Source organism: Enterobacter sp. RHBSTW-00975 (assembly GCF_013615235.1).
GTDB classification, from domain to species: domain Bacteria; phylum Pseudomonadota; class Gammaproteobacteria; order Enterobacterales; family Enterobacteriaceae; genus Enterobacter; species Enterobacter ludwigii.
On the sequence record NZ_CP055883.1, the window covers coordinates 2,817,958 to 2,839,484 of the forward strand.

General features: G+C 51.8%; 22 protein-coding genes. 9 read left to right on the forward strand and 13 right to left on the reverse strand.

The genetic code is table 11. From position 1 onward, the window contains the following. Nucleotides 1-56: 56 nt before the first annotated feature. Together flhC and flhD are read right to left on the reverse strand one after the other, a co-directional pair. Complete coding sequence (flhC, locus tag HV340_RS13485) at nt 57-635, reverse strand: flagellar transcriptional regulator FlhC (protein WP_014170677.1); 579 nt, start codon at nt 633-635, stop codon at nt 57-59. 2 nt (nt 636-637) lie between these two features. Next, nucleotides 638-988: a flagellar transcriptional regulator FlhD gene (flhD, locus tag HV340_RS13490; RefSeq protein ID WP_020883374.1), complete on the reverse strand. Its 351-nt coding sequence runs from the start codon at nt 986-988 to the stop codon at nt 638-640. Nucleotides 989-1,783: 795 nt separating this feature from the next. Here flhD and uspC point away from each other — a divergent pair. Further along, nucleotides 1,784-2,212, forward strand: a complete 429-nt coding sequence (uspC, locus tag HV340_RS13495) for a universal stress protein UspC (RefSeq protein ID WP_014170679.1) — start codon at nt 1,784-1,786, stop codon at nt 2,210-2,212. Nucleotides 2,213-2,227: 15 nt separating this feature from the next. On the opposite strand, the gene otsA is transcribed toward uspC, so the two are convergent. From otsA to HV340_RS13525, 6 genes are all read right to left on the reverse strand, one after another. Beyond that, complete coding sequence (gene otsA / locus HV340_RS13500; RefSeq protein WP_014170680.1) at nt 2,228-3,652, reverse strand: alpha,alpha-trehalose-phosphate synthase; 1,425 nt, start codon at nt 3,650-3,652, stop codon at nt 2,228-2,230. Then, nucleotides 3,627-4,430, reverse strand: coding sequence for a trehalose-phosphatase (otsB, locus tag HV340_RS13505; RefSeq protein ID WP_014170681.1), 804 nt, complete (start codon nt 4,428-4,430; stop codon nt 3,627-3,629). Before otsB ends, otsA begins: the two co-directional genes overlap by 26 nt. 176 nt (nt 4,431-4,606) lie before the next feature. Continuing rightward, nucleotides 4,607-5,587: an arabinose ABC transporter permease AraH gene (gene araH / locus HV340_RS13510; protein WP_014884358.1), complete on the reverse strand. Its 981-nt coding sequence runs from the start codon at nt 5,585-5,587 to the stop codon at nt 4,607-4,609. A gap of 14 nt (nt 5,588-5,601) precedes the next feature. Then, the gene (araG, locus tag HV340_RS13515; RefSeq protein WP_032678442.1) at nt 5,602-7,116 is read right to left on the reverse strand and encodes an L-arabinose ABC transporter ATP-binding protein AraG; all 1,515 of its coding nucleotides are present in this window, start codon (nt 7,114-7,116) and stop codon (nt 5,602-5,604) included. A 71-nt stretch (nt 7,117-7,187) separates the two neighbouring features. Continuing rightward, on the reverse strand, nt 7,188-8,177 hold the full coding sequence (gene araF / locus HV340_RS13520) for an arabinose ABC transporter substrate-binding protein AraF (protein ID WP_063924809.1): 990 nt from the start codon (nt 8,175-8,177) through the stop codon (nt 7,188-7,190). A gap of 316 nt (nt 8,178-8,493) precedes the next feature. After that, the gene (locus HV340_RS13525; RefSeq protein ID WP_059305592.1) at nt 8,494-9,051 is read right to left on the reverse strand and encodes a DJ-1 family glyoxalase III; all 558 of its coding nucleotides are present in this window, start codon (nt 9,049-9,051) and stop codon (nt 8,494-8,496) included. Between the two features lie 506 nt (nt 9,052-9,557). Between HV340_RS13525 and HV340_RS13530 the strand changes: the two genes are divergently transcribed. Continuing rightward, the gene (locus tag HV340_RS13530; protein ID WP_020883369.1) at nt 9,558-10,061 is read left to right on the forward strand and encodes a non-heme ferritin-like protein; all 504 of its coding nucleotides are present in this window, start codon (nt 9,558-9,560) and stop codon (nt 10,059-10,061) included. Between the two features lie 176 nt (nt 10,062-10,237). Continuing rightward, nucleotides 10,238-11,581: an anaerobic C4-dicarboxylate transporter gene (locus HV340_RS13535; RefSeq protein WP_020883368.1), complete on the forward strand. Its 1,344-nt coding sequence runs from the start codon at nt 10,238-10,240 to the stop codon at nt 11,579-11,581. A 49-nt stretch (nt 11,582-11,630) separates the two neighbouring features. On the opposite strand, the gene HV340_RS13540 is transcribed toward HV340_RS13535, so the two are convergent. From HV340_RS13540 to HV340_RS13550, 3 genes are all read right to left on the reverse strand, one after another. Then, nucleotides 11,631-11,882, reverse strand: coding sequence for a DUF2766 family protein (locus tag HV340_RS13540; protein ID WP_014170688.1), 252 nt, complete (start codon nt 11,880-11,882; stop codon nt 11,631-11,633). Between the two features lie 109 nt (nt 11,883-11,991). Continuing rightward, on the reverse strand, nt 11,992-12,075 hold the full coding sequence (gene azuC, locus HV340_RS13545; protein ID WP_014832437.1) for a stress response protein AzuC: 84 nt from the start codon (nt 12,073-12,075) through the stop codon (nt 11,992-11,994). Between the two features lie 150 nt (nt 12,076-12,225). After that, nucleotides 12,226-12,864 carry an RpiB/LacA/LacB family sugar-phosphate isomerase gene (locus tag HV340_RS13550; protein WP_020883367.1) on the reverse strand — a complete coding sequence of 213 codons (639 nt, stop codon included), beginning with the start codon at nt 12,862-12,864 and terminating at the stop codon, nt 12,226-12,228. Between the two features lie 247 nt (nt 12,865-13,111). Here HV340_RS13550 and HV340_RS13555 point away from each other — a divergent pair, with 247 nt between their 5' ends. From HV340_RS13555 to ftnA, 3 genes are all read left to right on the forward strand, one after another. Further along, the gene (locus HV340_RS13555; RefSeq protein ID WP_237770621.1) at nt 13,112-15,265 is read left to right on the forward strand and encodes an HD domain-containing phosphohydrolase; all 2,154 of its coding nucleotides are present in this window, start codon (nt 13,112-13,114) and stop codon (nt 15,263-15,265) included. A 103-nt stretch (nt 15,266-15,368) separates the two neighbouring features. Beyond that, nucleotides 15,369-15,707, forward strand: a complete 339-nt coding sequence (yecR, locus tag HV340_RS13560) for a YecR family lipoprotein (protein WP_063924806.1) — start codon at nt 15,369-15,371, stop codon at nt 15,705-15,707. 202 nt (nt 15,708-15,909) lie between these two features. Further along, nucleotides 15,910-16,407, forward strand: a complete 498-nt coding sequence (gene ftnA / locus HV340_RS13565) for a non-heme ferritin (RefSeq protein WP_014170693.1) — start codon at nt 15,910-15,912, stop codon at nt 16,405-16,407. A 54-nt stretch (nt 16,408-16,461) separates the two neighbouring features. Here ftnA and HV340_RS13570 read toward each other — a convergent pair whose 3' ends face one another. Next, nucleotides 16,462-16,803: a hypothetical protein gene (locus HV340_RS13570; protein ID WP_181216033.1), complete on the reverse strand. Its 342-nt coding sequence runs from the start codon at nt 16,801-16,803 to the stop codon at nt 16,462-16,464. A gap of 247 nt (nt 16,804-17,050) precedes the next feature. On the opposite strand from HV340_RS13570, the gene tyrP reads away from it, so the two are divergent. Continuing rightward, nucleotides 17,051-18,262, forward strand: a complete 1,212-nt coding sequence (gene tyrP / locus HV340_RS13575) for a tyrosine transporter TyrP (protein ID WP_032678446.1) — start codon at nt 17,051-17,053, stop codon at nt 18,260-18,262. A gap of 31 nt (nt 18,263-18,293) precedes the next feature. Here the strand turns inward: tyrP and HV340_RS13580 are convergent, their stop codons facing one another. After that, entirely contained in the window at nt 18,294-18,962 is a 669-nt protein-coding gene (locus HV340_RS13580) for a YecA family protein (protein ID WP_020883362.1), read from the reverse strand. A 425-nt stretch (nt 18,963-19,387) separates the two neighbouring features. Here HV340_RS13580 and HV340_RS13585 point away from each other — a divergent pair, with 425 nt between their 5' ends. Beyond that, entirely contained in the window at nt 19,388-20,509 is a 1,122-nt protein-coding gene (locus tag HV340_RS13585; protein ID WP_020883361.1) for a branched-chain amino acid ABC transporter substrate-binding protein, read from the forward strand. Between the two features lie 100 nt (nt 20,510-20,609). Beyond that, nucleotides 20,610-21,524: a branched-chain amino acid ABC transporter permease gene (locus tag HV340_RS13590; protein ID WP_025203827.1), complete on the forward strand. Its 915-nt coding sequence runs from the start codon at nt 20,610-20,612 to the stop codon at nt 21,522-21,524. The last annotated feature ends 3 nt before the right edge of the window (nt 21,525-21,527 follow it).

The following is a 21,527-nucleotide window of genomic DNA, read 5'->3' on the forward strand; positions in this document are numbered from 1 at the left end:
AAAAAAAAGCAGCGGTAATTGCTTACCGCTGCTGGAATCTTGCCCACACGTTCGGGTTAAACAGCTTGTTCGATCTGTTCATCCAGCAGTTGTGGAATAATATCGGCAGCTTCCCGGGAAAGTTTACGTCTTTTTACTGCTCGGGATGGAGGCTGGCATAAACTACAGGCGAAGCTGCCTGCAGGCTGATGCGCATGGGTAATAAAATTGCCATCGCAGCAGTTACAGCGCGACAGCTCAAGCATTCCGCTTTCAACAAAACGCACCAGCGTCCATGCGCGGGTGAGCGCCAGCAAAGGACCCTCGTCCTGCTGCGGGCATTGTTCAAGGTAAAGTTTATACGCTTTGATCACGGCATCAACGCCGCTACACAAACCGGTTTTGAGAAGATACTGCCAGGCATTACAGAACATGGAGGCATGAATGTTCTGTTCCCAGGTCATAAACCAGTCCGTTGAAAACGGCAGCATTCCTTTCGGCGGGGGACTACCACGTAACTCTTTATACAATTTGATGAGGCGACCACGACTCAGCTGAGTCTCGCTTTCCAGCATTTGTAAACGAGCACCGAGCGTAATCAGCTCCATTGCTAACTGTATGTCACGCGCTTCCTGAACAATGCTTTTCTCGCTCATTGCTAGGCCCTTTTCTTACGGGCTGCGTCATCAGGCTGGCTGATTTCGGTAAGCAAGCGAGTGGAAAGAAGAATACCGGTATGGATCTGTTGAAGATCGTCAACACGGGAATCCTGCGTCAGACGCGTGATAGTCTGAGGATTGTCAAAACGGAACTGGCAAACCAGTTGGTTTGTTTCCGCCAGTTTAACCATTTGAGGAAGGGTTAACCCACCCAGCATGGTTGCCATTTCTTCATTAATACCCAGACGAAACATCGCGGACGCCTTGTCCTGACTAATCAAACGCTGCGCGAGCAGTAAATACGACAAATTGATGTCATAGATATGTTTTAGCAACTCGGATGTATGCATTGTTCCCATCCCGAATAACCAACTATTATTTTTATGCGGAAAGACCGCACCCCGTGATGTCGCCGGGAAATCACCCGGTATAAAAAAGAAAAGGCTAAATGCATAGTCGAATTTAGGTTTGTATTCATTGAAACGCGCAACAGCTGAAACGCGGTTACGTCTCTTACACGTTTTATCATTTCTTACAAATAACTAAGATTTTTCCTAATTCGACGCAAACTCTACTCGTCAGTTTTGACACATACAATGCAGCCACCCCCAAATTTAAAAAAATGTGATCTACGTCACACAATTTAAGTGAATATCTCCCACAAATCCATCAGTATGACTTGTAAATTGGTTATTTTTTGAACGATCGACACTGTTTTCTATTCTTTATGGGCGAATACTCATGCAGGAGTATGAGCAGAAGTGGCATGACATGTGCTGTTCGAAACGTGTCAGCGACCGGATGCGCGTCACAGCGAATCCATCTTAAGGTCACATTTTCATTACCTATAAAAAACATGCAGTTATGAAAAACGCCCATAACAATTGTTTCACATGGTAATCATTAGAAATGTGTTTATAACGCATTAAAACGATTTAACACCGGAAACGTAAAAAAGTGTGATTCAGGTTAAGTTGTTAATTTTTTTCATTTAGGCACGTTTTCCCGTTATTCTTCTTATAAGAATAATTAATGAATAATTATGATTAGCTTCACACTTATGTCGTATTCACCTCTTGCAGATCCGGTGAAATCGCGGTAATGGTGACTAAGACGCTGTCTTTCAGACACCTAAGGAGTGCGTTATGAGTTACTCCCATCTTCTTGTTTCTGTTGCGGTTTCGCCCGAAAGCCATGAACTCATCGCCCGGGCGGTTTCCATTGCCAGACCGCATAATGCCCGTATCAGCCTGATCACCCTCGCGGCCGAGCCTGAGATGTATAATCAACTGGCTGCCCCCATGCTGGAAGATATTCGTGAGGTATTACAGGAAGAAACGCAGCAATTTATGCGCGAGCTGGTAGAAAAGGCGCAATATCCTATATATGACACCATTATTGCGACCGGGGAGCTTAATGCGCATATTCTCAGCATATGCAGTAAGCAGAATATTGATTTAGTAATATGCGGGAATCATAACCACAGCTTTTTTTCTCGCGCAGCCTGTGCGGCGAAATCGATTGTGGCGTCAAGCCAGGTGGATGTGTTGTTAGTGCCTCTTGGGGGTCGTTAAACCCCCAGAGGAAAATCAGGCGAGTTTAGGGAATGTCGCGATCTTTTTTTGCAGATGGCCTTCATTACTCTGCGGGGCAATATCACGAAGATCGCGAATAAAACGCGCCTGCCAGTGGTTAATATCGTTCTTACGGATCGTTTCCATCATCTCGGCATGGCGGGAAATACGCTCCGTGAGCGGCATCGTCAGCGCACGGTTGAGGGCATTCGCCACGTCGTCACGATCGTAAGGGTTGACGATAAGCGCAGACGTCAATTCATTGGCGGCCCCGGCAAACTGGGAAAGCACCAGCACACCCGGATCGGCGGGGTCCTGGGCGGCGACGTACTCTTTCGCGACCAGGTTCATCCCGTCCCGCAATGGCGTAACCAGCCCGACATCCGCATAGCGGAACACTTTCATCAGGATCTTACGGTCAAAGTGTTGATTCAGATAAAAGAGCGGCGTCCAGCCCAACTGACCGTAGCGGCCATTAATGCGCCCTGCTTCCGTCTCCAGTTGGTGACGAATATCCTGATAAGCCTGCACTTCACCGCGCGAGGTGGGCGCTATCTGCGTATAGCGGATTTTACCGTGATGCTGCGGGTACTTCTCCAGCAGCGTTTCATACGCCAGGAAACGTTCTGGCAGCCCTTTGGAATAATCAAGACGTTCCACCGAGAAGATATTCTTCACATGCTTGAGTTCATTCTTAAGCTGCGCCAGTTTGGGCGGCAGCGGACCGGAAGCCTGCTCGGCAATCTCTTCAGGTTCAATACCGATGGGATACACTTCAGTGTGGAATGTCTTGCCCCAGGCCGTATGGGTTTTCCCCCCTTTGGTCACCACTCGCGTTTTGCCGGACACAGAATCAAGGAACGCAAGTCGGTCATTCTCGGTCTGGAAGCCCAGCAGATCGTAGTCACACAGCGCATCCAGCAACTCTTCATGCGGCGGCAGCGCGGTAAAGATTTCCGGCGTCGGGAACGGAATATGCAGGAAAAAGCCAATCCGGTTATTCACTCCCCTTTTACGCAACTCTCTGGCGAAGGGCAGCAGGTGATAATCGTGGATCCATAAAATATCGTCTTCCTCGATTAAAGGCAGCAGTTTATCCGCCAGCAGCGAATTCACCCGCGTGTAGCCTTCAAAGGACTCGCGCTGGAATTTGACCAGATCCAGACGATAGTGAAACGCTGGCCACAGCACAGCATTGGAGAACTGCGAGTAATACTCGTCATAATCTTTTTCGTTTAACGCAAACGACGCCCACGTAATATTTCCGCGCGTCACTTTCTTGAGCGGTTTCTGTTCTTCACTGATTTCACCATTCCAGCCAAACCACAGCCCACCGGCGGCTTTTAAGGCACCTAATACCCCAACCGCCAGGCCACCTGCACTGGATTTTTTATCATCAGGCGGTGCAATTCGGTTAGAGACGACGACTAAGCGACCCATAATGGTTTCCCCCTTTGTTTTGCGCTATTTGTTGTTGTTGCTGGTTAGCGATGTCAGATATCCACTGCCAGACGCTGGCGACATCCGCCAGACGCCATTCGGCGACAGTCTCACCAGGCCCGACCTTGATGGCGATCCCTCCGGCCTGATTCACCACACGAAACCCTGCCTCATCGGTCAGGTCATCCCCAATAAAAACGGGCGTCCTGCCGTTAAAAGGCGGTGTCGCCATAAACGCAGCAATCGCCGCGCCTTTATTGATCCCTTTAGGTTTAAGCTCCACCACGCATTTACCCGGCTGCAGCGCCAGCTCCGGATGTGCATTTGCTATAGCGGTCGCAAGCGCAAGCACAGCCGCTTCGTGCTGCGGCGCCTGGCGATAATGCAGGGCAAAGGCCATCCCTTTGGCTTCAAGCTCCGTACCGGGCAATTCTGCCAGCGCAGACGAGAGTTGTACCTGTAGCGCCTGGATTAATGCGTCGGGGAGTGAAACGATATGCGTTTGATCATGGATGTCGCGGCGCTCCGCTCCGTGTACACCGGCCAGCGGAAAGCGATAAGGCCTGGCAAGCTGGTCCAGTTCGGCCATCGAGCGCCCTGATATCAATGCCACTGCTCCCTCAGTCATCTGCGAGAGCTGATGCAACTTCTGAAGAACCGTGGCGGGGATCGCCACCAGGTCAGGATGCGGCTTTATCTCGGCGAGCGTACCGTCGAGATCAAAAAAGAAAGCATAGTGTCCGGGCAGTACAGGCGGTGCAGTTAACAAGTCAGCCACCCTATTCCTCCTTACGGTTTACGAGAGGTAAACGCCTTTACCTCTTTCATAGCCATGTAAGTATAGACAGTGTGACGTCGCTCGCCATTTGACAACCGCCCCGCCAGCAAAACTGGCGAGGCGGTTCGGGGGTCAGCTAAGGTTATTAGTTGAGCAATATAAAGATAGGAAAAACCTCAAACGGTACGCTTCGCTTTTTGCTTGTAACGGTCGAATATCACCGCTGCCAGCAGGATCAGGCCACGAACGACGTACTGAGAGAACGGCGAAATATTGAGCAGGTTCATGGCGTTCTCTACCGTCCCCAGGATCAGGATACCGGCCACCACATATGAGATTTTTCCGATGCCGCCTTTCAGGGAAACGCCCCCCAAAACACAGGCTGAAATGACGATCAGCTCATAACCGATAGAGGTCATTGGCTGGCCACTGGTCATTCGCGACGCCAGAATAATCCCTGCGGCTGCAGAGACCAGCCCGGAAAGAACAAAGATAATAATCTTGGTACGCACCACCGGCACACCGGCCAGACGTGCGGCTTCTTCATTGCCCCCGATAGCCAGGGTATTACGGCCAAACGTGGTCCGGTTGAGCAGGAACCCGAACAGGATAAGACAGGCCACGGTCAGCCAGATTGGCGCTGGCAGCCCCAGCCAGTTTGCGTAACCTAGGGTAAAGAAGCGCTCGTCTTCAATCCCCACCGCTTTACCGTCAGAGATGATATAGGCAAGACCTCGCACAATTTGCATGGTCGCAAGCGTTGTGATCAGGGCGTTAATCTTCAGGCGAGCAATGACAAAGCCGTTCACCAGCCCGCTGAGCACGCCCAGTAACAGACCCGCCAGCACGCCAATCCACAGGCTCTCCGTCATGTTGATTACCACAGCCGTGGTAACGCCGGCACAGGCAATAACCGAGGCCACCGACAGGTCAAAATCGCCCGAGGCCAGACAGAACAGCATACCGCAGGCCACCATGCCGGACATGGAAATGGCCAGCCCCAGCCCTTTCATATTAATAAAGGTGGCAAAATTAGGAACGAAGATCGCACAGGCGACAAACAGGGCGGCAAAGACCACCAGCATGCCGTACTGATCCCAGATTCGGCCAAAACTGAACGCCGACTTTGGCGCTCCGGATGTAGTAACAGAGGACATCATTAACTCCTTACTCAGGCGACAGCCTGGCTGACTTTAGGCATGGCGAGATTCAACGCCTGTTGTTCATTCGCCTGTTCATGAAGCAATTCACCGGCAATTTCACCTTCACGCATGACGACAATGCGATCGGCGACGCCAAGCACTTCAGGCAGATCGCTGGAGGCGAAAAGCACCGCCACGCCGCGTTTTGCCAGTTCATAGATCACGTTATAAATCTCGTGTTTTGCCCCCACATCGATACCGCGCGTCGGTTCGTCCAGCAGAATGACCTTCATATCCTCCGACAGCCAGCGGCCCAGAATGGCCTTCTGCTGGTTGCCCCCGGAAAGATTCATGATCAGCTGTTCCGGTCCCGGCGTTTTGATATTGAGTGAACGAATGTGGTGATCGGCATTGCTCGATTCCCAGCTATCGTTGATCAGGCATCCTGCGCGGATAAATTTGCGACGGGCGGAGATATTGATGTTGTCACGCACCGAATGCACCGGAATAATCCCCTCCGCTTTGCGATCTTCCGGGCAGAGCATCATGCCTGCCTTAATCGCGTGGGCGGGCTTCTGAATATCCACCGGTGCGCCGTCAATAGACACCACGCCCTCGGTAATGCGCGTGCCGCCGAACAACCCTTTCATTAACTCGCTACGCCCTGCGCCCACCAGGCCGAACAGCCCGACGATTTCACCGCTGCGTACCGATAACGAAACCGGCATGCGTACTCCCGGCGCTTTTACATTATCCAGTCGCAGGCGTTCAGGGCCGTACTCACGCGGTTTCCAGTGGTAAATGTCCCCCAGATCGCGTCCGACCATCGCCTGGACAAGCTGGTCATGGTTCACCTGCGCCATATCGCTAAAGGTGCGCACATAGCGGCCATCTTTAAACACGGTGATGGCGTCGCTCAGGGCAAATATCTCTTCCATACGGTGCGAAACATACAAAATCGTGCGGCCTTCCTGGCGCAACTCCCGGATCACGCGGAACAGGTTTTCGATTTCACGTGCGGAAAGCGAACTGGTGGGTTCATCAAAGGCAATAATTCTGGCGTTACGCGCCAGAGCCTTGGCAATTTCAACCATCTGCCACTGGCCGATGGAGAGGTATTTCAGCGGCGTCTGAGGATCGACGTCCAGCCCAAGATGTTTAAGCTGCAGCCCTGCTTCATAATTAAGTAGCGAACGATTAACCACGCCGCTTTTGTGCGGGAGCTGTCCTAAATAGATGTTCTCGGCCACGGTCATCTCTGGGATCAGGTGCAGTTCCTGATAGATAATGGCCACCCCGGCATTAAGCGCCGCCGTGGTATCAGCAAAAGCCACCTCTTCGCCACGAATGGCCAATGTGCCGGTCGTAGGGGAATAGTTGCCGCTGAGGATTTTTAACAGCGTGGATTTTCCCGCGCCATTTTCACCCATCAGGGCATGAACCTGGCCGGCATAGCAGTCGAAACTGATATCGGTCAGCGCGTTAACACCGGGGAACGTTTTCCCGATGCCGCGAAATGAGAGATACGGATCAGACTGTCGCATAACGTCTCCGTGATTCCTGTAGTGTGTACGTCTGGCCCCTCATGGTGAATGAGGGGCGCAATCACAGCGTATTACTTACCGCCCAGTCCTTTTTTCGCCAGTTCCTCTTTGAAGTTGTCGCGGGTAATCAGCACCACGTCGGTCACTTCAGTAAATTTCGGCGGTTCAGCCCCTTTGGTCACCCAGTTGTAGAGCATTTCACTGGATTTGTAGCCGTGTACGTCCGGGCTTGGCAGCAGAGAGCCATAGAAGCCGGTCGCCTGCGCTTTGGACAGTTCGCTGACGGCGTCAACGCCGTTGATGCCGATACCGATCACATCCGGAGCTTTAAAGCCCTGACCTTCTGTCGCACGCACGCCACCCAGCACGGTGTTGTCGTTCATACCGACCACCAGCCAGTGTTTAACTTCCGGGTGTTGAACCAGCATTGAGTTCGCGGCGTCGAACGCGCCGGGGATATCGTTGGATTTGGTAGGAACTTTATAGATCTGTTTTTCCGGGAAGCCGGCGGCTTTCAGAGCGTCCATGGAACCGGTAGTACGACGACGTGCAGTATCGAGCTCATCAGCCGTGATGGCCATGACGCCCGTCTCTTTTACATCCCAGCTGCGCTTTTGCATCTCTTTATAGAGTTCCTGACCCTGGCGCTCACCAATTTTGGTCGCGGCCATCATTACCAGCGGCACGGTGTCCATTGGCTTGCCTTTGGCATTGACGAACTGATCGTCAACGGCAATAACCTTCATGTCGTAACCGCGCGCTTTAGCCGCAATTGCCGACCCCAGTTTTGGATCGGGTGTACAGATAACGAAACCTTTCGCACCGCTGGCCGCCAGGCTGTCGATGGCGTTCAGGGTTTTTTCACCGTCAGGCACGGCGATTTTAATGACGTCAAAACCTAAATCTTTTCCGGCTTTATCGGCGAATTTCCACTCAGTCTGGAACCACGGCTCTTCTGGCTGTTTTACCAAAAAACCGAGTTTTAAATTCTCTGCGATAGCGGATTGTGACATAACAGCAGCCAGACCAACGGCCGCCAGCGCTTTAGTAAATTTGTGCATGGTAAACTCCAGCTTTAGCATTCTTTTCTGTAGGGAATATTTGCGTGCTTCTTATTTAATCGGACTTAAAACAAGGCATTAGCGCTTACCTCGTCATAAGCGTTATTGCTGGTCATAGTTTTAGCGGGAAATTAATCATCCATAAGAGAGCGCCATCACACCGCAGAATTACAGTAATTGCGTACATAAATTCAGCGGAAAATGACATAAAAACGGCAGGAATTGTCGGACAAATGAAACGGGGTTAAGCAGAATTATCCATAAGATCAGCTAAGAAGTCCCTGAGCGCCGGAGGCTCTAGCATCCGGCGGGAAATTTACCAGGCGTAATAGATGTGGTCAGCGTGATCGCGAACGGGCGTTTCGTCACCCAACAGTCGAGCAGCCAGGGCCAGCGCAAAGTCAAACGCATGACCAAGACCTTTGCCGCTGAGCAGGTTTTTATCCTGGACGACCGGTGCATCCACATATTCACCGTCTTTTACCGTCTCCCATAAATCCCCGGAGCAGACGTAGCGACGCCCCCGAAGCAGCCCATTTCCCCCCAGCACGCGCGCCGCTGCTGAACAAATAGGGCAAATCAGTTTTCCGCGCGCGTCATGTGCAGAAATAAAACGGATAACCTGCGGATCCGCGGCCAGATTTGCGCTGCCCTGCGGTCCCCCGGGTAGAACAATCGCATCGTAAAGCGAATCGCTGCGTTCTGATAAGATGCTGTCTGCCACCATGGGAATGTTATGGTAACTGATCACTGCACGCGACTGCGCGCAGGCCAGAGTTTCCACGTCGATGTTCAGCCGGCGCAAAATATCAATGGTGATAATCGCCTCTGCTTCCTCAAAACCGGGTGCCAACAGCACCGCAACCTTTGCCATCATAAACCTCAATTATTGAAACAAGATAAAACACTGTTTCATTTTTACATAATCATTAAGAACAATCTTGCACGGCGATCACACACTCACCTTTTTGCGATAAATTGATTTAGCGCAATTTTATTCCTCAAAATATATCCTGATTGATTGATCTGTTTTTCACATCGTCACAGAAGATTCTGTTGCCTTAATATTTTCGCTCTTGAAAAAACAATACAAACAATACACAAACACACAAAAATCAATTAGTTATTAATGTGTTAATTTATCTCTACCTGTTTTCATTTCTGTACTATATTAAATTTTGTAATGTATGGTAAACACAGCCTAATTAAGAGTTTTCTTAGACAGAATACAAGGGTATGCTTATTTATATCGAACACAGGAAGTGAATATTCGATCGACTTTTGTCGCCGCAGAAATGCCATTTCTGCATTCCATTAGATGTGCCTGCCGGGTCAGGTTAGCCGCGGACATCACGTCCCACAGTCAATAAGGATATGAGTATGACTACCCAAACGATGATGCAAAAACTCAATGCCCAGTTGAACCTCGAGTTCTATGCCTCGAATCTGCACCTGCATATCAGCTCGTGGTGTTCCGAAAACAGTCTCAATGGCTCCGCCACTTTTTTTCGCAGCCAGGCGCAAAGCAACGTCACCCATATGATGCGTGTTTTTAACTTCATGAAAGCCGCAGGGGCAAACCCAACCGTAAAAGCGCTTGATACGATCGACGATAACTACTCTTCTCTGGAAGAATTGTTTGAGAAAACACTGGAACAGTACGAACAGCGTTGCAGCACGCTTAACAAGCTGGCCGATGAAGCCAGAGCACAACACGACACCAAAACCCTTAAATTCTTACGCGATATGGATAAAGCGCAACAGCAGGACGGCATGCTGCTCAAAACGCTGGCGGACGAAATCCATAACGCGCAGCAGGCGGGTTTATGTCCGGAACAAACCGACCGTCATCTGCTTGACCTTGTGACGGTACAGCACCACTGATCATTTTTCCTGCTCCCGGCCAGGCGCGCTTTTCGGCCTACCGGGAGCAGGTTCCCCTTCTCGTCGCCAACCTTCTGCTTTTGCTAAGATTTAACAAATCAGATCTCGCTCTCAATGATTAACCACACAACATGTAATGATTTATTTAATTACATTATCATTGACGAGGGAGCATCATGATCACCATTGAGTTTATTGTCATCCTCCTCTGCCTGCTGACAGGTACGCGTTTCGGCGGCATGGGGCTTGGGTTGATAAGCGGTATTGGCCTTTTTATTTTATGTTTTGTCTTTGGTCTGCAACCCGGCAAACCGCCGGTTGACGTGATGCTGACCATTCTCGCCGTCATTGGGTGTGCCGCAACGCTTCAGACCGCAGGCGGCCTGAACGTCATGATGCAATTTGCTGAGCGCCTGCTGCGCAAACATCCTCAACACATCACGCTTCTCGCCCCTTTTACCACCTGGATGCTGACCTTTCTCTGCGGGACCGGACACGTGGTGTACACCATGTTTCCCATCATTGCGGATATCGCCCTGAAAAAAGGGATCCGCCCGGAACGCCCAATGGCCGTGGCATCAGTGGCATCGCAGATGGCAATTACGGCCTCGCCGGTCTCCGTGGCCGTTGTGTCACTGGTCTCCATTCTGGGCGCGCAGCATGGGCTCGGCCACGCGTGGGGAATACTGGAAATTCTCGCCGTCTCGGTGCCTGCCTCACTGTTCGGTGTGGCGATTGCTGCGCTGTGGAGTTTGCGTCGTGGGAAAGCGTTAGCGGACGATAAGGAGTTTCAGGAAAAGCTCAAAGATCCGAAGCAGCGTGAATTCATCTACGGCGGGACGGAAACGTTAATGAATCAACGTTTTCCAAAACAGGCCTACTGGTCCACGTGGATTTTCTTCGCCGGCATTGCCGTGGTTGTCCTGCTGGGGGCATTCCCTGACCTGCGCCCTGCATTTGAGATAAAAGGAAAAATGACGGCGCTGTCGATGAACCTTGTCATCCAGATGATGATGTTAATTGCCGGTGCCGTAATGCTGATGGCCTGCAAGGTCAATGCGTCTGCCATTTCTAACGGCGCGGTGTTTAAGGCGGGTATGGTCGCGATCTTCTCGGTGTTCGGGGTGGCGTGGATGAGCGATACCTTTTTCCAGGCGCATCTTGATGAGTTAAAGCTGGCGCTGGAAGGCGTGGTGAAAAGCCATCCGTGGACCTACGCGATTGTGCTGTTCCTGGTATCAAAGCTGGTGAACAGCCAGGCGGCAGCCCTGACGGCCGTTGCGCCTATGGGGCTGATGCTGGGAATCGACCCGAAAATGCTGATCGCCTTTTTCCCGGCCTCTTACGGCTATTTTGTCCTGCCGACCTACCCAAGCGATTTAGCCTGCATCGGCTTTGACCGTTCGGGCACAACCCGCATCGGCAAATTTATCATTAACCACAGCTTTATTCTGCCGGGATTAATTGGCGTTAGCTGCGCGTGTGCGGCGAGCTATCTGCTGGTACAGACGTTCTTTTAAGGTGAGCGAAGGGCGACAAACGGTCGCCCTTTTTAGCGTCAGGCGGGCTTTAGTGAGACTCGCCCTGCGGCGTGAATCGCAGTTCAATCAGCGCGATGGCTTTCTGAATAGCGCGAAGCGTGACCGGGTCAGCCGCAGCGGGATGGCTGTTGAAATCGATATTTTTCAGCTGCGTGGACATCTTCTCGCGCACTTCAACCGGCGCAATAACGTCCAGGACATCAAGGATTTGTTTGATAACTAACTGACAGGCGACAACGTCTGACACCAGCTCCTGATCGGCGCTCAGGTTTTGTGACATGGGGCTTTCTCCTTATTTAAAGGCCGCCATAGTAACAAAACGCAGGCCCATTCATCTCCCTCTCGTCGCTTACGAGCACAAAAAAACCCGCCGAAGCAGGTTTTTTTCATCAGAACATTGCGCCCGGTGGCACGTCTTTAAAAGTGTTGCAGTAGTTAGCCCACATACTTTTCAGGATTTTGCGAAGTTTCATCAGGTAGCTCCATTAACTTGTTATACAACTTTATCGTCAATGTGCTTATAATATGACCATCGTCACAAAAATCAATATTTTTGTGACGTACATCACAATTTTATTCTTCCTGCCAAACCTGAAAAGTGGGGCTCACGGCACCTGAAAGCGTCAGCCTACGATCCCGCGAACAAAAGCTTCGATCTCTTTGTCCTGGCAATTCTCAAAGAAGCACTGCTGGAAACGCTGACCCGAAACGGCCGTCTTCACCAGCTCGGGATCGATTGCGCGCAGCGTATCCAGATAGTTTTCTTTCACGACCGCTGCTTTAACCTGGTTCAGAATACCGGCGTTACGCACCTGCGGCTCCTTGCGCTCGGGCGGATAACCTTCACCGTTTCGACCAGTGAACGCTTTTTCAAAGATAAACCGAACGTTCAGTTCAGCCCCCCAACCGAAGCCTTTGGCAAACGGCAGGGAGAGCGCGTTACCGTTGTTAATCTGAGCAAACAGGAACGCATCCGCAGGATCAATGCAATAGCCGCAGATAACACCCGGGTGGATGTTCAGCGACATCAATGCCCCCTGCCCCGTACCGCAGCCGGTCACAACAAAATCAACGGCTTTCGCGTTCAGTAAAATGCTCGCCATAATCCCCAGATGGATATAGGTCAGGTGATGGTCATTCTCGTCGCTCATGCCCACGTTATAAACCGGGAACCCTTTTTCATCGGCTACCGTTTTCAACTCTTTCAGTATCACTGGGTTTTTCGCGGCCTGGCTGTTTTCCATCATCAGTGCAATTTTCATTTCATCTCTCCTGAATGCGTGGCGGGAGATCCCGCTATGGATACCTTTACCTGTTCACCCTACTATCAAACAAACAACCTTTCAAATTAAATGAAAGGTTGTTTTAAAAAACAAAGACGGGTTCACAATTTAGCGAGAATGAGACCGTACGCCAAACGTGCATTAAAAAGTTAAAGCAAACCTGTTGCCGCTTCAGCCCGTTAGCTAGACTGCAAAAGTACACGCTAAAACCGTATGGGGTTGACCTGTGAATCAGCGCTGCCGGATGCTTCGCTCCCTCTTTCTACTCGCGTTGACGGGTCTGTTGCTTGCTTGCCCCCCTGCCCGGGCAGAAGAGCCTGTACCGGTCTGGATCTTTGATGCTAACAACTTCGAATCCTGGCGCACACCGCAAGGAGAGTGGCAGGGTTTTTATCCTGAACTGATTAAGGCCATCAATAAACAGGCGGGTACGCAGCTGCAGCTGCGGCCACTCTCCGGTGCCGATATTAGCCAGCGTTTTGCACAAAATGAGTATGGCGTGTATGCCGGGGTATTGCGCACGGAGAAGCGAGCCAGAACCAAAATTCTCTCAGCACGTTTGTTTGATAACGACGTGGTGGCCGCCAGTCCATCGATGACGGTGACAACTGCCGAACAGCTCAGTCATGCCCGGGTGCTGTTCCGTAAAGATGACGCGACGCTCGACAGCGTGCAACAACGTTATCCCGACCTTAAATTTCGTTCTCTGCGCCTCGTCGCCACCAGCGACGAGGCTTTTCGCTTACTGAGCGACAACCAGGCTGATTTCTATATTAATGACGCTCCGGAGATGGAAAGTACCCAGCGCTATTATCTGGTCTCCCGGCCCTTTCCTGAGCTACGCATTCCTGTCGTCCTCGCCTTCAGCCCTGACCTGCTTCCCCTGCGGGATAAAATCAATGCGCTGATTGGCACCTGGTATCGCAACGGCAAAATCAACACGATGCTGGAGGAGAGCAAGCGCAATTACCTGCTAAGCCGTATCACCCTGTCAGAGGAGGAGCGAACCTGGATCGCGCATAACCGCCTGCAGATTAACCTGCCCAAAAACGAGAATTTTGCCCCACTTATCTGGCGGGACAGCAAGGGCTACCACGGCACAGCCATTGATATGATTAACGACATGCGCGATTTACTGGGCATGAAGTTTGAGGTCAATTTTATCGATCACTATTCGAGTCTTCCGCGACAGCAGTGGGCGGTTCGATTGATTGATATCGTTGATCGAAGCGACAGTGCGCATGCACAGGGTCGTATCGGCCCCGACATCGCCTGGCACAACGCCTATTACAATCGCAGCAGTCAGCCCTTCTTGTGGAACGAAGAGAGTATTCGCAGCCAGCGCGTCGGCGTACTCGACGGTTCGTTTGCCGCAGCCTATTTACGCCAGCGTTTTGGCAGCGATGTGATCATCGTGACCCGGCCAACCATTGACGGTCTTATCGACGCGATTGAGAACGATGAGATTGACTATATTCTGGGCGACCTCAGTTCGCTGGAGTCCACGCTTCGCGGCAACGAACTGTTTCGCGGGGTGCTGAAAGTCGCGGGGGTCACCCGCTCTGAATTTATTATTGGCCCGTGGGTGGATCCGCAGCATCCGCTCTTTCATCTGCTGACTCAGGTTCATCGCCTGTCAGAATACCGCACGCAAATAGAACGTCAGGATGAGCAGAGTTACTTACCCGATTTTTCTAAAAACACGCTGAAGATTATCAGCGTGATTTTGCTGATCGTGGCCCTGTTCAGCATCGGTATGCTGATCATGATGCGTCGCCATTTACGCCAGAACCGGATGGTTAACCGCAATATGGTGCAGGCGCTGGAGAAGGTAAACCGCGCGCACGATGACGAGACCGGCAGCCATATTCAGCGCGTCGCCCGATATTGCGGCTTGATGGCGCGTGAGCTGGGGCTTTCGCGCAAAAAGACCCGTGAGATAGAACATTTTGCCTCACTTCACGATGTCGGAAAAATTGCCGTGCCGGAGCGTATTCTGCGTAAGCAAGGCCCGCTGACCCAGGACGAGTTTGCCGAGATGAAACTTCATACCGTGAAAGGGTGGCGGATTATTCAGGGCTTAGAGCTGGGCGCAGTTGCGGAGAATATTATCCATTTCCATCATGAAAAATGGGATGGCAGTGGATATCCGCAGGGGCTGCGGGGAGAACAGATCCCGCTGGAAGCCCGCATTCTGGCGCTGGCCGATGTGTATGATGCCCTGAGGCAAAAGCGGGTCTATAAGCCGGGATTCACACACGAGCAAGCCTGCAAAATCATTCTGGAGGGTGACGGCCGCCATTTTGACCCGCAGCTTATTGCGCTTTTTCGCCTGCATCATCTTAAGTTTAAAACCATTTTTGACAGCCTGGCCGACTAAACGGCCCGTCGCAAAGAGAAAGCGCAGATTGCCCGGCTATTCCTCGCATTGCGACTCACATCTGCAGGTACGATAACATATTTCCACTCACTCAGAGCGAACCATGAAAAGAGTCTTCGTCGCCGGTACGATCCTGCTGCTGGCGGGCTGTAACATTAATCGCCAGGCTGAGGTCAGCACCCTGGACGCGCCAAACGGCATCGTCCGCCTCGACTACGGGCAAGCAATGCTGCAAAACGCCTATTCCGATGAGTATGTTAATAACGGCACCGCAGCTAAAGCGTGTCAGCGCATGGGGTATGCCACCGCCTCTGCCTATGGCCAGCCCATTAAAACCTGCACCCTGACCAGCGGCTCTCTGTGTCTCAATGAGAGCGTGACGATCCAGTATAAATGCTTGGGCTTTGCCGTAAACCCTAAGGCAAATAACCCGTGGTATTAATCTGTGCTGCCAGTATTGACTGGCAGTGTATTTCATTACGAACAAAAACAATTCTCATTAATAAAAATATAAATCGGCAATGCGTTTTATTCCCATTCGTATTTTAAATAAAGAAATAATTATTTTACGTTTTGCAAATAATTAAATAACAAATTATAGTGTCGCTCATTGTGAACCAGAATTAATAACCCGGAGCGTCACCGTGCTGAAAACTGAAATGATCGACAAGCTCAATGCGCAAATGAACCTTGAGCTTTTTTCATCCCTTCTCTACCAGCAGATGAGCGCCTGGTGCAGCTACCACAGTTTTGAAGGCGCTGCCGCCTTCCTGCGCCGCCACGCGCAGGAAGAGATGACCCACATGCAGCGTCTGTTTGATTATCTGACTGACACGGGCAGCCTGCCGCGCATCGATAACGTTGCGTCCCCGTTTGCCGAGTATAATTCGCTTGATGAGCTGTTCCGTGCGACCTATGAGCACGAGCAGCTGATTACGCAAAAAATTAACGAACTGGTTCATGCGGCAATGATCGGCCAGGATTATCCGACCTTTAATTTCCTGCAGTGGTACGTGGCAGAGCAACACGAAGAAGAGAAACTGTTTAAATCCGTGCTGGATAAATTGTCTCTGGTGGGGAAAACAGGCGAAGGTCTTTACTTTATCGATAAAGAACTTTCTACCCTCGATACACAGAAATAATATTGCTGCGGTGCTGTTTTCAGCGCCGCACTTTTTTATTCTCCGCGCACAGATTTACATACACCCCGCACAGCTTGTACATCGCCAGTCCTGCGCATTGACCGCCTGGTAAAAATACCGATAGTTAGCCGTCTCCAGCGGAATACCGGCGTCAAAAAAAACATCTGTCAGCCAGTCTACGTTTTCGATGATCCACTCATCTTCTTTTAGCACCTGCGCAAAGGTGTCGTCCTCAGGATCGATGATCGAATAAATAGCCCAGGTGCCCATATCCTTTTCACGACGCGATTCAGGAAGCTGCAGGGCCTGGTTCTGCCAGCTGATTATCCAGTGACCATGGCACAGTAAATTGCCGCCCCGGCTCCACGCCGCGGTAAAGGGATTATTTCCCGCCATCTGCCCTCACTTTATTTGAAAACTTATAGTTATTGTTTAAATTACGCCTGATTTTTCGGCAAAAATAGTGCCCTTACGAAGTAGGTATCCCCTCCCAAAGGGGCAGGTGCGGGGAAATTACTTAAAGTCGAAAAATATCGTAAATAATTAATTACACCTACTGTAACGGTCATTTGACGAAACGGGGCTTTTCCCTTACTCTGCGCCGCAGAATTTGTCGCGATTACGAATCGTTGTAGAGGAATGCGTGAAAAACAGAACCCTGGGAAGTATTTTTATCGTCGCCGGAACGACGATTGGCGCAGGAATGCTGGCGATGCCTCTGGCTGCCGCAGGCGTTGGATTTGGAATGACACTGCTGCTGCTTGGCACACTCTGGGCGTTGATGTGCTACACCGCCCTGCTGTTGCTTGAGGTTTATCAGCATGTGCCCGCGGATACCGGCCTGGGTTCTCTTGCGGCACGCTACCTGGGACGCTATGGCCAGTGGATAACCGGCTTTAGCATGATGTTCCTGATGTACGCCCTGACCGCAGCCTATATCAGCGGCGCCGGAGAGTTAATCGCCTCCAGCGTTAACGACTGGTTCGACGCTGATATCACGCCTTCAACGGGCGTTATCTTCTTTGCGCTTATTGGAGGGGGGGTGGTCTGTGTGGGGACTTCGCTGGTCGATCTGTTTAACCGTTTTCTGTTCAGCGCCAAAATACTGTTCCTGATTGTGATGCTGGTTTTGCTGGCACCGCATGTTCACAAGGTTAATCTGCTGACGCTGCCGCTGGAAAAAGGGCTGGCGCTGTCCGCGATCCCGGTTATTTTCACCTCGTTTGGCTTCCACGGTAGCGTGCCCAGCATCGTGAGCTATATGAACGGCGATATCCGTAAGCTACGCCGCGTCTTTATGGTGGGGAGCGCTATTCCGCTGATTGCCTATATTTTCTGGCAACTGGTGACGCTGGGAAGCATTGACGCGTCGACCTTTACCGGGCTGATGGCGGAACACGCTGGCCTGAACGGTTTTCTGCTGGCACTGCGCGAGGTTGTCACCTCCCCGCACGTTGAGCTGGCGGTCCATCTGTTTGCCGACCTGGCGCTGGCCACCTCATTTCTGGGCGTGGCGCTCGGCCTGTTTGATTATCTGGCCGATCTGTTCCAGCGTCGTAATACTGCCGCAGGACGCTTACAGACAGGGGCAGTCACCTTCCTGCCTCCTCTCGCGTTCGCGCTGTTTTACCCGCGTGGGTTCGTGATGGCGCTGGGGTATGCAGGTGTGGCGTTATCCGTGCTGGCCCTGCTGCTCCCTTCCCTGCTGGCCTGGAAGAGCCGCCAGCAGCATCCTCAGCAAGGGTACCGCGTGATGGGTGGCAAACCGCTGCTGTGCATGGTGTTTGCCTGCGGAGTGATGATTATTCTGGTGCAGTGCTTGATAGCCGCAGGGATGTTGCCAGAAGTGGGTTAACAAAAAAGGGGCTGATTTCAGCCCCTTTTTATTAGTGCAAACAGCAGCTCTTAAACTTCTTCCCGCTGCCGCACGGACACGGATCGTTACGCCCGACCTTTGTGCCGTTAACAATCGGTTTTTTTGCTTCCGGCTGCTGTGGGTTGTCCACCCAGTAATTGTACAAACGCAGAGCCGCAGGCTGAATGCTCTCAATGCTGGCTTTATATTCGTCTTCGCTCAGCTCATCCAGCTTCTCACTGTTCTCGTCTGTACCGTGCAGCGCAATCGCATCAAGATCGGCCTTCAGCGCTTCCGGTAAGGCTGACCAGTCCGTCAGCGCCACACCGCGCATATAGCCATAACACCACTCTTCAACAACGGTATAGCTCTCACCGTCGACATCGTTGTAACCAAACATCGGCTCAAACTGATCCGGGTATTCGCTCAGGCGCTCAGCAATGTCGTTCATATGCTTAAAGCAGAGATCGATAAAACGGTGCATTTCACGATCGTTTTTCCAGCGCGGAATGTATTTCTCGCCACCCCACACGGCCACCAGCCAGGTATCTGGCTCAACGACAACAGGGCCGGAAAGGACTGCGGTAAGCATGCCGTCCAGTTCAGACACGTCAATCACGGACGCATCGTCATGACCGTAAGACATTAATGTCTCTTCCAGCCACGCCATTTCGCTTTCATTCAATGGGCCTTCAGTCATCGCTGACACTCCTGATAAAAAAGGAAAAGATCCTGACACATATCTCACGGCTTTCCTATCTGAAGTTTAGGTCTTTATTGCTGCAAAAACGTGCAAATCGTGACCATTGCACAACTTATGGGCTTTGTTGTTAACGATATGTGATCTCCGCTGTAATTTCATCGCGTCCCACAAGGTGCCATATCACCGCACTCTATACTCAAACATGTCACAACCCGCTCAATGGGTTAACCATTCTGGCAACGATTTTGCTTAATGTTCTTCGCGCGAACCTGCGCAGGGAAACCTCGCCGTATTACGCAGGCGTTGTCTGGATCTTGTTCGTTTAGTGCATTTTGTTCTTGCTCGTGTTTTTGGATTGGCTGCGCCGTCGGCGTCCGGGTTTACGCCGTGGTGCAAAAACCTCTTTGCTAAGGAACATAATAATGTCGCTGAAATTTATCAGAACTCCCCTTTCTCTCGTGCTGGCCGGTTGTCTGGTGACGGCATTTTCTGCGCATGCAGATATTGTCATTGGTGTGGCCGGGCCGTTTACCGGTCCAAACGCCACCTATGGCGATCAGTACTGGCACGGTGCAACGCAGGCCGCTGAAGACATTAACGCCGCAGGCGGCATTAACGGCGAGAAGATTAAGCTGGTTCAGGGGGATGATGCCTGCGAGCCGAAACAAGCCGTGGCCGTCGCCAACCGCCTGGTCGACCAGGATAAAGTCAACGCGGTGGTCGGCCATTTCTGCTCCTCTTCCACAATGCCCGCCTCCGAGGTGTACAGCGACGCGGGGATCCTTGCCATTACCCCCGGCTCCACCAACCCGCTCATTACCGAACGAGGCATGACCGATATGTTCCGCATGTGTGGTCGCGATGACCAGCAGGGCCAGGTCGCCAGCGATTTCATTATCGATAAGCTGAAAGCCAAACGTGTGGTCATCATCCATGACAAAGACACCTACGGTCAGGGGCTGGCAGACGCTACCAAAGCTGCGCTGGCGAAGCGCGGGGTTCAGGATGTGATGTATGAGGGCTTATCCCGTGGTGAGAAAGACTTTAACGCGCTGGTGACAAAAATCGGCGCGCAAAAGCCGGATGTGGTGTTCTTCGGCGGTTGTCACCCTGAAGCCGGCCCGCTGGTTCGCCAGATGCGTGAACAGGGCGTGCAGGCGAAATTCTTCTCCGGCGACTGTATCGTCAACGAAGAGATGGTGACCGCGGCGGGTGGGCCGCAATATACCAAGGGGATTTATATGACCTTCGGTAAAGACCCGCGCCTGATCCCGGATGGGAAAGCGGTCATTGAGAAATTCCGCGCCGGAAAATTCGAGCCTGAAGGTTACACCCTCTACTCTTATGCCTCCGTTCAGGCCATTGCCGCGGCCTTCAAGGCTACGGGCGGTAAAGACTCGGCCAAAGCCAGCGAATGGCTGAAAGCCAATGCCGTCGACACGGTAATGGGCAAAAAAGCCTGGGACAGCAAAGGCGATCTGAAAGTGTCTGACTACGTGGTGTATCAGTGGGACGATAACGGAAAATATAAGGAAGTTCAGTAACGGGACGGAGTCACGCTCAACGCCGGCAGGTTCGCCTGTCGGCGCGTAATAAACATCAGGCTGCGCGTGCCGCGCAGCTTAAAATAACGAGCGCGCAATGATGAGTACATTCTTCCTGCAACAGTTAATAAATGGCTTAACGCTGGGCTCCGTGTATGGATTAATCGCCATCGGCTACACCATGGTGTATGGCATCATTGGTATGATTAATTTCGCCCACGGCGAAGTGTATATGATCTCCGCCTACCTCTGCGCCATTGGCCTGGCGCTGCTCTCTTTCTTCGGCCTGCAGTCGTTCCCGTTGCTTATCCTCGGTACGCTGATCTTCACGATTGTGGTGACCGGTGTTTACGGCTGGACTATCGAGCGCATTGCCTATAAGCCGCTACGCAACTCTACCCGTCTGGCACCACTTATCTCCGCCATCGGGATGTCACTGATTTTGCAAAACTACGCGCAGCTGAGCCAGGGGCCGCGTCAGCAAGGGGTGCCCACGATGCTGGATGGCGTACTTCGCCTGCATATCGGTGAGGGGTTCGTTCAGATAACCTACACCAAAGTGTTTATTCTGGTTGCTTCGTTCGCCGGCATGCTGTTGCTGACATGGATAATCAACAATACCCGGCTTGGGCGGATGTGCCGTGCGGTGCAGCAGGACCGCAAAATGGCCTCCATTCTGGGCATTAACACCGACAGAATCATTTCGCTGGTCTTTGTGATTGGCGCGGCGATGGCCGGTCTGGCGGGTGTGCTCATCACCATGAATTACGGCACCTTCGATTTCTACGTCGGATTTGTCATTGGCATCAAGGCGTTTACCGCAGCGGTGCTCGGCGGGATTGGCTCCCTGCCCGGTGCGATGCTCGGCGGGTTGATTCTGGGCGTCGCCGAGGCGCAATTTTCCGGCATGGTGAACTCAGATTATAAAGATGTGTTCTCGTTTGGCTTGCTGGTCTTGATCCTGATTTTTCGTCCTCAGGGTCTGCTTGGCCGCCCGATTGTCGCCAAAGTGTGAAGG

Bases quoted from the DNA above. Each gene is read 5' to 3' on its own strand.
- flhC (WP_014170677.1), bottom strand. From the start codon at position 635: ATGAGCGAGAAAAGCATTGTTCAGGAAGCGCGTGACATACAGTTAGCA.
- flhD (WP_020883374.1), bottom strand. From the start codon at position 988: ATGCATACATCCGAGTTGCTAAAACATATCTATGACATCAATTTGTCG.
- uspC (WP_014170679.1), top strand. From the start codon at position 1,784: ATGAGTTACTCCCATCTTCTTGTTTCTGTTGCGGTTTCGCCCGAAAGC.
- otsA (WP_014170680.1), bottom strand. From the start codon at position 3,652: ATGGGTCGCTTAGTCGTCGTCTCTAACCGAATTGCACCGCCTGATGAT.
- araH (WP_014884358.1), bottom strand. From the start codon at position 5,587: ATGTCCTCTGTTACTACATCCGGAGCGCCAAAGTCGGCGTTCAGTTTT.
- araG (WP_032678442.1), bottom strand. From the start codon at position 7,116: ATGCGACAGTCTGATCCGTATCTCTCATTTCGCGGCATCGGGAAAACG.
- araF (WP_063924809.1), bottom strand. From the start codon at position 8,177: ATGCACAAATTTACTAAAGCGCTGGCGGCCGTTGGTCTGGCTGCTGTT.
- HV340_RS13525 (WP_059305592.1), bottom strand. From the start codon at position 9,051: ATGGCAAAGGTTGCGGTGCTGTTGGCACCCGGTTTTGAGGAAGCAGAG.
- HV340_RS13530 (WP_020883369.1), top strand. From the start codon at position 9,558: ATGACTACCCAAACGATGATGCAAAAACTCAATGCCCAGTTGAACCTC.
- HV340_RS13535 (WP_020883368.1), top strand. From the start codon at position 10,238: ATGATCACCATTGAGTTTATTGTCATCCTCCTCTGCCTGCTGACAGGT.
- HV340_RS13540 (WP_014170688.1), bottom strand. From the start codon at position 11,882: ATGTCACAAAACCTGAGCGCCGATCAGGAGCTGGTGTCAGACGTTGTC.
- azuC (WP_014832437.1), bottom strand. From the start codon at position 12,075: ATGAAACTTCGCAAAATCCTGAAAAGTATGTGGGCTAACTACTGCAAC.
- HV340_RS13550 (WP_020883367.1), bottom strand. From the start codon at position 12,864: ATGAAAATTGCACTGATGATGGAAAACAGCCAGGCCGCGAAAAACCCA.
- yecR (WP_063924806.1), top strand. From the start codon at position 15,369: ATGAAAAGAGTCTTCGTCGCCGGTACGATCCTGCTGCTGGCGGGCTGT.
- HV340_RS13570 (WP_181216033.1), bottom strand. From the start codon at position 16,803: ATGGCGGGAAATAATCCCTTTACCGCGGCGTGGAGCCGGGGCGGCAAT.
- HV340_RS13580 (WP_020883362.1), bottom strand. From the start codon at position 18,962: ATGACTGAAGGCCCATTGAATGAAAGCGAAATGGCGTGGCTGGAAGAG.
- HV340_RS13585 (WP_020883361.1), top strand. From the start codon at position 19,388: ATGTCGCTGAAATTTATCAGAACTCCCCTTTCTCTCGTGCTGGCCGGT.
- HV340_RS13590 (WP_025203827.1), top strand. From the start codon at position 20,610: ATGAGTACATTCTTCCTGCAACAGTTAATAAATGGCTTAACGCTGGGC.